Genomic DNA, 13,030 nt, shown 5'->3' on the forward strand with positions numbered 1-13,030 from the left:
GAATGCTCATTTACAACCCGTAAAGTCGAGCGCGACTCCGACCGTTCCTCGGCTGTTTTCGCCTTGCCTGACCTTCGTCTCAAGGCTTTTCATGCAGACCCTAGCGCATCGACCTTGGCCGCCTGCGCATCGGCCTGCTTGCCCGGCGCACGCACCTGGCTGATCAGCAGGGCCGCGATCACTGCCGGAATCGCACAGAAGAAGAAAATCCACTCCACCGGCATGTGCATGGCCAGCAGCAGGCTGCCGAACAACGGCCCGAGGATCGAACCGAAGCGCCCGACGCCCAGCGCCCAGCCGGTACCGGTCGCACGAACCTGGGCCGGGTAGAAGTTGCTGACGAAGGCATTGAGTGTCAGTTGTCCGCCGATGATACAGAAACCTGCAGCGAACACGCTTGGCACCAGCCAGCGCGGATCAGCGTGGTTCAACCCGACCAGCACGCTGAAGACCGCAGCGCCCACCAGGACCGCCGCCAGTAACCTGGCCTTGTTGGCCATGCGATCGGCGCACCAGGCCAGGCAGATCGCGCCGAAGGTCCCGGCAAACAGGAACAGCGAAGTCACCAGGTTGGCTTGCTTGAGCGCCAGCCCGCTCTCCAGCAACAGCGACGGCAGCCAGCTGATCATGAAATACAGCAGGATCAGGCTGACGAAGAAGGTACCCCAGATGAGCAGCGTCGGCCGGGCGAAGCCATCGCGGAACAAGCCCAATACGGTCAGTTTGTCTGCCGCCGGCTCATCCACCGCAAGCTGTGCCGCCGGCACTTGCCAGCCGGGTAGCACGCGCGCTGCCAGGCGTTGCAGACGGGCGTAGGGAGGTGCATCGCGCAACAGCCGGGGCAAGGACTCGGGCAGGAACATCACCAGGAAGGGGAACAACAGCAGCGGCGCCACGCCACCGGCCAGAAACACCGCCTCCCAACCGAACCTGTCGATGAAGCCTGCCGCGACGAAGCCACCCGCCGCGCCGCCGAGGGAGAATCCGCAGGCCGCGAGGGTCACCATCAAGGTGCGCAGGCGCGGCGGCGCATAGTCGGCCATCAGCGCCATCGCGCTGGGCATTGCCCCGCCCATGCCGATACCGCACAGAAAGCGCGCCAGCATCAGGCTGTTCAACGAGGTGGAAAACACCATCAGCAGGGTCAGGCTCGCGTACAGCAGCACGCACCACAGCAGCACCCTGCGCACGCCGAAGCGATCGGCCAGTGGGGTGACGGCGAGCGAGCCCAGTGTCAGCCCCAGCAGGTTGGCGCTGAACACCGGTCCGAACGCCGCCTTCTCCAGGCCCCAGTCCTGGGCCAGGGCCGGAATCACGTAGCCCAGCACCTGGGCGTCATAGCCGTCGGTCACCAACAACAGGATCAACAGCGCCAGCAAGCGCCATTGGTAGGAGGACACAGGACGCCCATCGAGGGCCGCGCGAAAGCTGGCTATCTGGTTGTGCATCGCAAGGTACCGGGTTGTTTTTGTTGTAGGGGTGCGAAGCAGCGTCGGCGCTGTGGGAACGGGATCGCCCGCACAAAGACCGACGCCGTGCTCAGGGCGTATCCGGCTGGTTCGCCGGGTGCGCCTTGACGAAGGCTGGATGCTGCCCAGCCAGGGCGGCGACCCGACGAATACGCGGGTAGCCCTCCAGATCCACATTGAACCGTTCGGCCGCGTACAACTGCGGCATCAGGTACACATCCGCCAGCCCCGGCGTATCGCCAAAGCAGAAACCCTGGTCGCCGATCAGTTGCTCGACTGCCGCCAGCCCCTGGCCAATCCAGTGGGCGATCCACTGGTTGACCTGGGTTTCATCGTGCCCGAGCTGACGCAACTGGTTGAGCACGCTGACGTTGTGCAGTGGATGCACGTCGCAACCGATGATCGCCGCGACCCCACGCACCTGTGCCCGAGCGTCCTCGCCCTGGGGCAAGAGCGGCGTATCGGGGAAGCGCTCTTCGAGGTACTCGATGATCGCCGGCGACTGCACCAGCAATTCGCCGCTGTCCGTGCGCAGCGCGGGCACCCGCCCCTGGGGGTTGAGCGCCAGGTAGTCCGCAGCACGGTGCTCGCCCTTGAGCAGGTTGACCGGCCGGGCCTGATAATCCAGGCCCTTGAGCGCCAAGGCGATGCGCACCCGGTAAGAGGAGGTGGAACGGAAGTAGGTGAACAGCTCCATCGCCCTGCCCTCTCAGTTGGCCCCGACCACCGTGCCACGGCATTCGCCGAAACCGATGCTGGCAACGCCATCGCGCACGCAACGCGCACGCAGGATGATTTCGTCGCCGTCCTCGAGGAACTTGCGCACCTCACCACTGGCCAGTTGTACCGGTTGCTTGCCACCTTCGGTGATCTCCAACAGGCTGCCGAACGAACCCGGCACAGCCCCGGACAGCGTGCCCGAGCCGAACAGGTCACCGGCTTGCAACTGGCATCCGTTGACACTGTGGTGCGCCACCATCTGTGCCACGGTCCAGTACATGCTGCGGGTGTTGCTCAGGGTGAGGCGGTGCGCCGGCAGGCCCTCGTCACGCATGCGCTCGGTCAGCAACAGCACTTCCAGTTCGATGTCGAAGGCGCCGGCGGCCTGGTCACGTTTGTCGAGCAGGTAAGACAAGGGCTGCGGATCGCCTTCCGGGCGTGCGGGTTGCGCACAGCGGAACGGCTCCAGCGCCTCGGCGGTCACCACCCACGGCGAGACGCTGGTGATGAAGCTCTTGGACAGGAACGGCCCCAGCGGCTGGTACTCCCAGGCCTGGATATCACGCGCGGACCAGTCGTTGAGCAGGCAGAAGCCGGCCACGTGCTCGGCTGCATCACCGATTGCGATCGGCTGCCCCATGTCATTGCCCTGACCGATCCAGATACCCAGCTCCAGCTCGTAGTCCAGCCGCGCACACGGGCCGAAACTCGGCTCGGTCTGCCCGGCCGGGAGCGTCTGGCCCTTGGGACGGCGCACGTCGGTGCCGGAGGGGCGCAAGGTCGAGGCGCGGCCGTGGTAGCCGATCGGCACGTGCTTGTAGTTGGGCAGCAGCGGATTGTCTGGGCGGAACAGCTTGCCGACATTCTTGGCGTGCTCGATACCGACGTAGAAGTCCGTGTAGTCACCGACCCGGGCCGGCAAGTGCAGGGTGCATTCGCCAGCCGGATGCAACGCCGCTTGCAACACGGCCCGATGCTCGCTGTGCTCGCCGAGCAGAACCTGCAAGCGCTCGCGCAGGGCCACACGGGCTGGGCGGCCGAGGGCGAAGAAGGCGTTCAGGGCGCCGCCGCGGGTAGCCTCGACAGCAGCCTTGGCCGCCCCCTCGAACACACCGGCGGCGAGTGCGGCCTCCAGGTCGAGGATGGCGTCGCCGACGGCCACGCCGCAGCATGGTGCCTGGCCCGGACGACTGAAGATGCCCAGCGGCAGGTTCTGCAGCGGGAAGTCGCGGTGTCCGTTGGCGTGTTCGACCCAGCTACGGGCAATGGCGGTCTGGTTCATCGGTCATCTCCGGTTCGGATTGAAGGTGCTCGGCAGCGTTGCCCAGCAACTGTCGTAGTCGGCCTGCAGTTGCGGGCTCTCGAGGGCCTGCTGGCTCGGACGCAGCACCTGGCTGGTCTCGAACATGAAGGCCATGGTGTGGTCGATCTTGTGCGGCGCCAGCTCGGCGGCGATCGCCTTGTCGCAGGTTTCGGCGTCTGGCCCGTGGGCGCTCATCACCCCATGCAGCGACGCGCCACCCGGCAGGAAGCCCTCGGCCTTGGCATCGTAGGCGCCGTCGATCAGGCCCATGAACTCGTTCATCAAGTTGCGGTGGAACCACGGGGGACGGAAGGTGTTCTCGGCCACCATCCAGCGCGGCGGGAAGATCACGAAGTCCATGTTGGCCAGGCCGTGCACGCTGGTAGGCGAGGTCAGCACGGTGAAGATCGAGGGGTCCGGATGGTCGAAGCTGACCGTGCCGAGGGTATTGAAGCGGCGCAGGTCGTACTTGTACGGCACGTTGCTGCCGTGCCAGGCCACCACGTCCAGCGGCGAATGCTGCAGTTGGCAGGCCCAGTGCTCGCCGAGGAACTTCTGCACCAGTTGCACCGGGCCATGGGCTTCTTCGTAGTGCGCGACCGGGGTGAGGAAGTCGCGTGGGTTGGCCAGGCCATTGCTGCCGATCGGGCCCAAGTCAGGGAGGCGTAGCGGCGCGCCGTGGTTCTCGGCGATGTAGCCGCGTGCCTGGCCATCAGGCAGCTCGACGCGGAACTTCATGCCGCGCGGAATCACCGCGACCTCCAGCGGCCCGACCTGCAGCACGCCCAGTTCGGTGGCAATGCGCAGTCGCCCCTGCTGTGGCACCAGCAGCAACTCGCCGTCGGCATTGAAGAACACCCGCTCCATGGAGCGATTGGCGCCGTAGATATAGATGCTCACCCCGGCCGGTTTGTCAGCGGCCGCATTGGCCACCATGGGCAACCAGCCCTCGATGAAGTCGGTCGGTTCGGATGGGATTGGTTGCGGGTTCCAGCGCAGGCGATTGGGGTTCGCCGCAGCGAGCGGGCCGGCCAGGGGCTGACGCGCCAGGCGCTCGAAGCGCGGGTGCAGCGCAGAGGGGCGGATACGGTACAGCCAGGTACGCCTCAGTTCGCTGCGCGCCATGGTGAAGGCGGTGCCCGACAGCAACTCGGCGTACAGCCCATAGGGTGCTTTCTGTGGAGAGTTCTGCCCGACCGGCAGTGCACCGGGCAAGGCTTCACTGGCGAATTCGTTGCCGAAGCCGCTCAGGTAGCTGAGTTCGGGGGAGGTGTCGCGGGTCATCGGGGCCTCCAGGCTCGGTGGAGCCATTGACGGCAGAGAGCTGCAGCCCCGAATCGGCGGATGGACCGACCACTGCCAGGGGACACACAGCACATCTGAATTTATATTTATCGTAATCCGATTACGAATAACGTAATTTGCTCGGCAAGAGGCGTCAAGCTATAAAGTCGGCCAGAATGAATCCCGGAAGCGTCTTACGATGTCCAGAGACAAAACTGCAGCTGACAACAGCAAACAGAAGGTCCGTTCCGCTGAAGTCGGCACCGACATCCTCAAGGCGCTGGCCGAACTGTCGCCCTCCACCTCGCTGTCGCGCCTGGCCGAACATGTGCAGATGCCCGCCAGCAAGGTTCATCGCTACCTGCAGGCCTTGATCGCCAGTGGTTTCGCCGAGCAGGATGCGGCGACCAATCACTACGGGCTCGGGCGCGAAGCCTTGCGCGTGGGGATGGCGGCGCTGGGCAGCATCGATGTGCTGAAGGTCGCGGCCCTGCCGCTGTCGCACCTGCGCGACGCGCTCAACGAGAGCTGCTTCATCGCCGTGTGGGGTAACCAGGGCGCAACCGTGGTGAACATCGAGCCTGCGGTGCGCGCCGTGACGGTGGTGACCCAGATCGGCTCGGTGCTGCCACTGCTGAGTTCATCCACCGGACTGGTATTCGCCGCTCACCTGCCAGAGCGGGAAACCATCGAGTTGCGCGACCGCGAACTGGCCGCACGGGGGCAACAGGTCGAGCACTACGTGGACCTCTTCACGCAGATCCGCACACGCGGCCTGCACCATGTTCACGGTTTGCTGATGCCGGGGGTGGATGCGTTGTCGGCGCCGGTGTTCAACGCCATGGGCCAGATTGCAGCGGTGATGACGGTCGTTGGCCCGACGTCGATCTTCCATGCCGATGAAGATGGCCCGGCCGCCCGGCAATTGCTGAGCGCGGCGCGCACCGTCAGTTGGCGGATGGGCTACGAAGCCTGAGATGGACCGGGGTTTCAGGGCCCTGCACTGTCGTGATGCGGCCTGACTGTTTTTGGCGCACTTTTACCCGAAACGTAAAGGTGAATGTCACCCAGGGCTATTTTTCCCGTGGGATCAGCGGCTTATTCTGTTTTCACTGGCTGGCGCGAAAGGCACTCCCCCGTCGTTCGGGCCGCCACGTGTGAACGACGTTGATTTTGAAGCTCCTTGATCTGACGTCTCGATTGGCCGCTGCCGGTGCAGCGGCTTTTTTTTGCGCTCGAAACCCACTATCCCAGCGGGTGCTTCTGCAGATTCGCCATCATCTGCTGCAAGGCCTGCAACGTATCCTGCGGATGAGTCGCCCCCTCGAAGTCGCCGATCTGCGCCCAATGCTCGGCCACCTGTTCCGGCGTGAACCCGCCATTGGGGTCGAATCCAACGCCAAGGCTTCGCTCCCATCGGACCTTGCCGACCCAGCCGCCGCCCACTTCATACAACTGCCCCGTGTCCTGGCACTGATCACTGCCCAGGTACACCACCACCGGGCTGATCAGCTCAGGCTTGAGACGTTCGAACACCTGCGGCGGTATCAGGCCTTCTGTCATGCGCGTGCCCCCTGTGGGCGCGATGGCGTTGACCAGAATGCCATGCTTGCGGCCTTCGATGGCCAGGGTGCGGGTCAGCCCATAGAGGCCAAGCTTGGCCATGCCATAGTTGGCCTGGCCGAAATTGCCGTAGATGCCGGACGTGGAGGCGGTGAAGATCACCCGTCCCCAGTTCTGCTCGCGCAGGTGCGACCAGGCGGCGCGGGTCACCTTGTAGGCCCCTTCGACATGGACCCGGTAGACCTGGTCCCAATCGGCGTCCTCCATCTTGTGGAAGGTCTTGTCGCGCAGGATGCCGGCGTTGTTCACCAGCACATCCACCCGCCCGAAACTGTCCAGCGCCTGCTCGACGATACGCGCACCCTCGGCCACCGAATCATGGTTGGCCACCGCGGTACCGCCTGCGGCGCGGATCTGCTCCACCACCCGGTCGGCCGCCGATGCGCTGGCGCCTTCGCCATGGGTCGAGCCGCCCAGGTCGTTGACCACTACACGTGCACCATGGGCCGCGAACAGCAGCGCGTGGGCCCGGCCCAGGCCACCGCCGGCCCCCGTGACGATCACTACGCGGTCTTGCAGATTTACCGGCTCGCTCATGCTCAAGACTCCAGGCAAGAATTGGGATACCTGGAGTGTCCGCCAGCCATCGGCAGCGGACAATCAAGCGCAGTGACGCTGAATGGCAGGCGATAACACAAGGCGATGATCGCTGCGCTCAGGACCAGGCAACCCGCTGCGGTATATAGCTCAGGGGCTGCTCGCGAAACGCCAGGTAATGACGCAGCACCTGCACCGGCGCTTCGGTGTGCGGATAGTGGCCGATCCCCTGCAACACCACGGTATCGGGGTCAGGCACCAGTTGCCGGTAGCGCTCGACCATGTGCGCACCCGACAGCGGATCCACCGCGCCATTGATCAGACGCAACGGCACGCCCTCCGCCTGCAGTGCACCAATCCAGCGTTGTCGCTGTGCCTGACGCTCCGGCACATAGGCCATCAACTTGTGCAGGATGCGCGTCCCGCGATTTGACACCATCAGGCTCCAGCAATCGTCCAGCGCGCTTTCGCTGGGGTGGGTGCAAGGGCCGTAGACCTGGCTGACATTGCGCACCAGATCATCCCGCCCGAACGAACGCGCCACCAGCCAGCCCAGCGGGCTGAGCAGCAGCTTCTGCACCAGCAGCAACGGACACAGCTCGGGGAACAGCGCGCTGTTGAGAAACGCACAACTGGCGACGTCGGCACGCCCTTCGTGATGGCGCGCGAGCAACTCCTGGGCGACGCTGCCACCGTAGTCGTGAGCCAGCAGGTGCACCGGCTGTTCGATTCTCAGGTGGTCTAGCAGCGCCTGCTGCAGATCGGCCTGCTCCATCAGGCTGTACTCGTGATCCGCGGGCTTGGCCGAGTCGCCGAAGCCGAGCATGTCGCAGGCCACCACGCGAAAGCGCTGCGCCAAGGGTGCCCACAGGTAGTGCCAGTCCCAGCTGGCGGTAGGGAAGCCATGTAATAGTAGCAAGGGCTCTCCTTGCCCTGCTGTCCAGTAACGGATGCTCTGGCCCCGGAAGGAAAAACTCTGTCCCCGGGTACGCCAGACGCACAATGGAATTTCGGCCAAAGGCATCGGAATCGTCCCGCTGATCAGGTGTTGACGGTATAGGGCAAGGCTGCGCTCATTGCATGTCACCTCGGCACTTGCATGTGCTCTCTATGTCGAGGCTGAGTCTAGTCAGCGCCTTGAATGGCGGAACTTACCTTGGCAGCCAGCTTGATGACCGTGCAGGACACTGGCACGAACGGTCATAGCAGGCAGGCGAGCAATGGCGCGGCGAACAGGTTGAGCAGGCCGGTCAGCACCATCACCAGCCCCGCCACCGAGCCCTCCTCCCCGCCCACTTCATGGGCGCGGCTGACCCCGGCGCCATGGGCACCGACTCCAAACAGTGCGCCACGCGCCAGTGACGTACGCAGCGGCAACACCCGCAGCAGCAGGCCGCCGAACACAGCCCCCAGCACACCGGTGAACATCACGAACACCGCGGTCAGCTCGGGCACACCGCCCAGGTCGTGGGCCAGCGGCATGGCGAACGGCGTGGTGATCGAGCGCGGCACCAGTGACAGGCTGACCGACTCATCCAGCGCCAGCAGGTGCGCCAGCCCCCAGGAACTGGAGATCGACGCCAGGCTGCCCGCCAGCATCCCCAGCAACAGCGCCGGCCAATGTCGCGCCAGCATCGCCCGCTGCTGCCAGATCGGCACGGCGAAGGCCACGGTGACCGGCCCCAGCACGCCGATCAGCCAATGGGTGTTGCGGGCATACTCGGCGTAGGCGGTGTGCAGCGGAACCGCCACCGCCAGCAGCAGCGCCGGGACCAGCACCAGCGGCGACAACAGGTAACGACCAGTGCGCCCATACAGCCAGCGGCTGAACAGATAGGCCGCCACCGTCAGCGCAAGCCAGAACAGCGACATCGGTTCAAGCTTCATGGCGCAGGCTCCACCGGCAGACGAGTTCGACCGTAAGCGCCGTGACCACCATCACCACCAGGGTGCTCAAGGCGATCACCAGCAGGATGCGCCACCCCTCGCTGCGCATCAGGCTGCCGTAGTCGAGCAGGCTCATCAGCGCCGGGATGAAGAACAGCAGCATCTGCGCCATCAACCAACCGGCGCCCCGTTGCAAAGCGCCCGGCTTCACGGCCCCCACGGCAAACAGCACCAGCAACAGCACCATGCCCATGACCCCGGCCGGGATCGGCCAGCCAAGCCAGACGACGAGTTGGCCGCCAATCAGATACAGAACAAACAACACACACAACTCGGCAAGCAGGCGGGGCAACGCATTCGATACGATGGCTTTCATGATCGGTTTCCTCGGGATGGGCTCATTTTAAAAAGCCACTGCCAAGGCCAAAAGCGAATTGTTAGACTGCCATCCATTCCAATCTGGAATTCATGCAATGGAATTCAAGCAGCTGCGCAGCTTCATCGAAGTGGTTCATCGAGGCGGTTTCACCCAAGCCGCACACACGCTGCACATCAGCCAGTCGGCGGTGAGCAAGCAAGTGGCCCAGCTCGAGGAAGACCTCGGCCAACCCCTGCTCGAGCGCCAGGGCTCGCAACTGCATCTCACCGCCGCCGGACGCATCGTGCTCGAACGCGGCGAGGCCCTGCTGCGCCAGCGCCATGAGTTGCTGACCGAACTCGACGACCTGAGCCAGATGGCCCGCGGCGAACTGCGCCTGGGTTTGCCGGTGGTCGGCGGCGAGGCCCTGTTCGCCAGCCTGTTCGCCGAATACCGGCGGCGCTATCCGAACATCACCGTGCACCTGGTCGAAGGCGGCAGCCGGATCGTCGAACAGGGGGTCAGGAGTGGCGAACTCGAACTCGGGGGCAGCGTCACCCCGAGCGACCCGGCCTTCGACTATCAACCCTTCTGCAACGAACCGCTCGATGCATTGCTCCCAGACAACCATCCCTTGGCCGAACGCGACGGAGTGACCCTACGCCAACTGGCCGATACGCCGTTCCTGCTGTATCACCGCAGCTTCATGCTCAACGACAAACTGCTCAGCGCCTGCGAGCAGGCAGGTTTCACCCCAAAGGAGGGCGGGCGCAGCGGCCAGGCGGATTTCCTCACCGCGCTGGTGGCCGCAGGACAGGGCGTGGTACTGCTGCCCAGCGTGGTGGCACGTGGGCTGGAGCGCGATGGGGTGGTGAGAGTGCCGCTGGTGGAGCCTGGCCACTTGCGCTGGGACATCGCGTTCATCTGGCGGCGCGGAGCGTACCTGTCGCGAGCGGCGCAGGCGTGGCTGGCGTTGGTGCAGGAGCGCAAAGGAGGGTGAGCGGCGAATCGCCACTCACCCTCCCTGGAAGAAACCTTGTTCGCAAGAAGATCGCGCAGACCCCGCGGCTTACGCCTTGAGCAGCTGCGCCAGCTCCGCCAGCCAAGGCTCTGCGTCCGTTTCCGGGGTCACGGTCTCGCTGGCATCCAGTCGCAGCATCGGCTGCACTTCCCGCACGCCGAGCTCGGCAAACAGCTCGCGCATCTGCTCGCCCCCGCCGCAGTAGGTGTCGCCATAGCTCGAATCGCCCAGGGCCAGCACCGCGCCCGGCAAACCGCGCCACTCGCCCGGCAGTACATCGCGAATCGTGCTGTACAGCGGCATCAGGTTGTCGGGCAGCTCACCCATCCCGGTGGTCGAGGTCACCGCCAGCAGCGCCTGAGGCGCAAAACCGCGCAGATCCTCGAGGGTGGCACGCGCCGCATGCCAGGCTTCGAACCCGGCAGCCTTGAGCAAGGATTCGGCATGACGGGCGACTTCTTCGGCGGTGCCATAGACCGAGCCTGAAATAATGGCGACTTTCATCAGGAGAGGATTCCGAAACTGAGTGAAAACGTAGGATACTACCATTCGACAGTGGCAAAAGGCCGCTCCACTTGACTCCCATGGCCAGGAACATGATCAACGCGCAACTGCTACACGCCATGATCGACGCGTCGAACGACGGCATCGTGGTCGCCGAACAGGAAGGTGACGACACCATCCTGATCTACGTGAACGCAGGCTTCGAACGCCTCACCGGATACGCGCGCGACGAGATCCTCTACCAGGACTGCCGCTTCCTCCAGGGCGACGATCGCGACCAATTGAGCCGCGCACGCATCCGCAAGGCCCTGGCCGAAGGTCGGCCGTGTCGCGAGGTACTGCGCAACTACCGCAAGGACGGCAGTGCGTTCTGGAACGAACTGTCGATCACCCCGGTGTACAACGAGGCTGATCAACGCACCTATTTCATCGGCATCCAGAAGGATGTCAGCCGTCAGGTCGAACTCGAACGCGAGCTGGCCGACGCACACACCCGACTGGCCGGGCAACCATCCGTCCAATGACCTGAACCAAACGCTCCGGGCACAGTCCATGGCAATGAAGAACCCACCGACGACGCCCGACCCGAGTCCGATCATGCAAGCAGACGCCCTCCTTACTCAGGATGAGCTGGATTTCATTCAGGACATGCAGCACACGCCCCAATTGAACCTGGCCGACCCCACCTCGAGCCTGCTGGTCAATGGCGACCGTCGTCTGCAGCAATTGCTCACCCGCCTGGTGGCCAACGAGCAGGTCACCCTGCAGGCGCAATTCAACAACCAGCAGATCAGCATTCCCCTGCAACTGGTAGAAGACGAGTTCCACGCCCTGCACCTGCAACTGGGCTCACCGGAAATCTATGAAGACGGCCCGATGCTGCGGCCCTGGCGCCTGTCCCTGGACCAGCCGGCCGCACTGGTCGACGCCCGCGGCACGCAGAGCGAGCTGTGGGTGCGCGATATCTCGTTCAAAGGGGTACTGCTGCAAGTGAACGGCCAGGCCCAGGCGCCCAGCCACTTCGAGCTGTTCTTCGCCCCACCGGGCATCGAGCCGATCGGGCTGCACGGCAGGCTGCGCCGCCGCATCGGTCCGGACCTGGCGGCCTACGACCTCAGCCACAGCCCAGACGACGAAATCGACCGCCTGCGTGAGTACATTCTCCAGGCCCACCGCAAGGCGCACCCAGAGTTGCACGCTCAGGTATCGATCTGACCGGCGAGGAACTGGCGCAACCGCTGTTTCATCAACACTGCGTGGGCGCCCAGGCAGCCCACCGGCCCGCCCTCTAGATTGTCCTGAGCCATTTCGGCGGTCTCGCCCGCCAGGAACAGCGGGCAGTTCACCCGCTGCGCCAGGCGTGCCAGGCGCTTGTCCAGGTCATTGGCCGGGCGATGGTTGTCGAACAGCACCAGTGCATCCGGCGCCAACCGCTCGCAGACCAACGCCAGCTCTTCGACAGGCTGCCCCGGCGCCAGCACCGTGACCGCCACCTCGTCACTGCCCAGCAGCAGCCCCGCCACCAGCAACTCGAGTTCCTGGCATTCTGCCGACAACGGCGACAGCAGTATCCGGCGGCTCTTGGGCTCACGTGCCAGTTGCAGGCGCAACAGCACCCGCGCGCGCAGGAACTGGTCGAGGAACAACCACTCGCTGGCCTGCCCATACCCCGCTTGGCTGGCGCGCAGGGCCTGCCATACCGGCATGAACACCTCACCGAAGACCTGCTCCAGCGCATGGCTGGCAAACACCTGCTCGAACAACCGCCCCAACTGCGCGGCATCGAACTGGCGCACGGCCTCGCGCACCTGGGCCTGCCAGCGTGAGCGGTCGCCAACCGTGCTTCCGGCCCAGGCCCCCTCCGCCGGCCCCTGGCTACGTGCCAGGATACTGCCGACCTTGCTCACCGCGACGCCACGGCGCAGCCAACCCAGGATACTGTCGATGGCGTCGATGTCGGCCTGCGAATACAGACGATGGCCACTCTCGGTGCGGGTCGGCTGGATCAGCCCATAGCGGCGCTCCCAGGCACGCAGAGTCACCGGGTTGACGCCAGTCAGGCGCGACACTTCGCGGATCGGAAACAGCTCCTGATGCACCAGCCCATGTGCGATCAGGGCACTCGCTTGTGGCTCTTTCATGAGCGTGACAACTCTGTCTCGTAGATATGTGACGGCCATTCTACGCCGGTATCGGCCAGGGGTCAGCGCAACCTTGCGGTCACAACACTGACCGGTCACGAAATATACGCGATAATCCGCGCCCGATTCTTGCATCCACGTCTGCGTCGCCCACCACCCCGGGCACAGGCCAAGGGGCCGGCT

The 13,030-nt window shown here is 64.8% G+C and carries 14 protein-coding genes; 4 read left to right on the top strand and 10 right to left on the bottom strand.

Translation table 11 applies throughout. From position 1 onward, the window contains the following. Window positions 1-89 precede the first annotated feature (89 nt). The 4 genes from F6X62_RS01760 to hmgA all read right to left on the bottom strand — a co-directional run bounded on the left by F6X62_RS01760 (window position 90) and on the right by hmgA (window position 4,776). A complete protein-coding gene (locus F6X62_RS01760; RefSeq protein ID WP_153772515.1) occupies window positions 90-1,448 on the bottom strand; it encodes an aromatic acid/H+ symport family MFS transporter in 1,359 nt (452 codons plus the stop codon). Window positions 1,449-1,539: 91 nt separating this feature from the next. Further along, on the bottom strand, window positions 1,540-2,166 hold the full coding sequence (gene maiA, locus F6X62_RS01765; protein WP_125930704.1) for a maleylacetoacetate isomerase: 627 nt from the start codon (window positions 2,164-2,166) through the stop codon (window positions 1,540-1,542). A gap of 12 nt (window positions 2,167-2,178) precedes the next feature. Further along, entirely contained in the window at window positions 2,179-3,471 is a 1,293-nt protein-coding gene (fahA, locus tag F6X62_RS01770) for a fumarylacetoacetase (RefSeq protein WP_153772516.1), read from the bottom strand. Between the two features lie 3 nt (window positions 3,472-3,474). Beyond that, on the bottom strand, window positions 3,475-4,776 hold the full coding sequence (hmgA, locus tag F6X62_RS01775; RefSeq protein ID WP_153772517.1) for a homogentisate 1,2-dioxygenase: 1,302 nt from the start codon (window positions 4,774-4,776) through the stop codon (window positions 3,475-3,477). A gap of 199 nt (window positions 4,777-4,975) precedes the next feature. Here hmgA and F6X62_RS01780 point away from each other — a divergent pair, with 199 nt between their 5' ends. Then, complete coding sequence (locus tag F6X62_RS01780; protein WP_153772518.1) at window positions 4,976-5,752, top strand: IclR family transcriptional regulator; 777 nt, start codon at window positions 4,976-4,978, stop codon at window positions 5,750-5,752. Window positions 5,753-6,021: 269 nt separating this feature from the next. On the opposite strand, the gene F6X62_RS01785 is transcribed toward F6X62_RS01780, so the two are convergent. The 4 genes from F6X62_RS01785 to F6X62_RS01800 all read right to left on the bottom strand — a co-directional run bounded on the left by F6X62_RS01785 (window position 6,022) and on the right by F6X62_RS01800 (window position 9,199). Further along, window positions 6,022-6,936, bottom strand: coding sequence for an SDR family oxidoreductase (locus F6X62_RS01785; RefSeq protein WP_153772519.1), 915 nt, complete (start codon window positions 6,934-6,936; stop codon window positions 6,022-6,024). Between the two features lie 118 nt (window positions 6,937-7,054). Then, on the bottom strand, window positions 7,055-7,960 hold the full coding sequence (locus F6X62_RS01790; protein WP_153772520.1) for an alpha/beta fold hydrolase: 906 nt from the start codon (window positions 7,958-7,960) through the stop codon (window positions 7,055-7,057). A 176-nt stretch (window positions 7,961-8,136) separates the two neighbouring features. Further along, the gene (locus F6X62_RS01795) at window positions 8,137-8,823 is read right to left on the bottom strand and encodes an LrgB family protein (RefSeq protein ID WP_054893516.1); all 687 of its coding nucleotides are present in this window, start codon (window positions 8,821-8,823) and stop codon (window positions 8,137-8,139) included. After that, a complete protein-coding gene (locus F6X62_RS01800; protein WP_153772521.1) occupies window positions 8,813-9,199 on the bottom strand; it encodes a CidA/LrgA family protein in 387 nt (128 codons plus the stop codon). The genes F6X62_RS01795 and F6X62_RS01800 overlap by 11 nt, the downstream gene beginning before the upstream one ends. A gap of 97 nt (window positions 9,200-9,296) precedes the next feature. On the opposite strand from F6X62_RS01800, the gene F6X62_RS01805 reads away from it, so the two are divergent. Next, window positions 9,297-10,181: a LysR family transcriptional regulator gene (locus F6X62_RS01805; protein WP_063543077.1), complete on the top strand. Its 885-nt coding sequence runs from the start codon at window positions 9,297-9,299 to the stop codon at window positions 10,179-10,181. Window positions 10,182-10,250: 69 nt separating this feature from the next. Here the strand turns inward: F6X62_RS01805 and F6X62_RS01810 are convergent, their stop codons facing one another. Further along, on the bottom strand, window positions 10,251-10,706 hold the full coding sequence (locus F6X62_RS01810; protein ID WP_153772522.1) for a flavodoxin: 456 nt from the start codon (window positions 10,704-10,706) through the stop codon (window positions 10,251-10,253). Window positions 10,707-10,798: 92 nt separating this feature from the next. Between F6X62_RS01810 and F6X62_RS01815 the strand changes: the two genes are divergently transcribed. Together F6X62_RS01815 and F6X62_RS01820 are read left to right on the top strand one after the other, a co-directional pair. Beyond that, on the top strand, window positions 10,799-11,230 hold the full coding sequence (locus F6X62_RS01815; RefSeq protein WP_153772523.1) for a PAS domain S-box protein: 432 nt from the start codon (window positions 10,799-10,801) through the stop codon (window positions 11,228-11,230). A gap of 73 nt (window positions 11,231-11,303) precedes the next feature. Continuing rightward, window positions 11,304-11,921, top strand: a complete 618-nt coding sequence (locus F6X62_RS01820; RefSeq protein ID WP_054893521.1) for a PilZ domain-containing protein — start codon at window positions 11,304-11,306, stop codon at window positions 11,919-11,921. Here the strand turns inward: F6X62_RS01820 and F6X62_RS01825 are convergent. Beyond that, a complete protein-coding gene (locus F6X62_RS01825; RefSeq protein ID WP_153772524.1) occupies window positions 11,906-12,847 on the bottom strand; it encodes a MerR family transcriptional regulator in 942 nt (313 codons plus the stop codon). The two genes, F6X62_RS01820 and F6X62_RS01825, sit on opposite strands and share 16 nt — an antisense overlap. Window positions 12,848-13,030 lie beyond the last annotated feature (183 nt).

Origin of the sequence: Pseudomonas sp. MNR3A (assembly GCF_009650575.1) — a bacterium.
Taxonomy (GTDB): Bacteria; Pseudomonadota; Gammaproteobacteria; order Pseudomonadales; family Pseudomonadaceae; genus Aquipseudomonas; species Aquipseudomonas machongensis.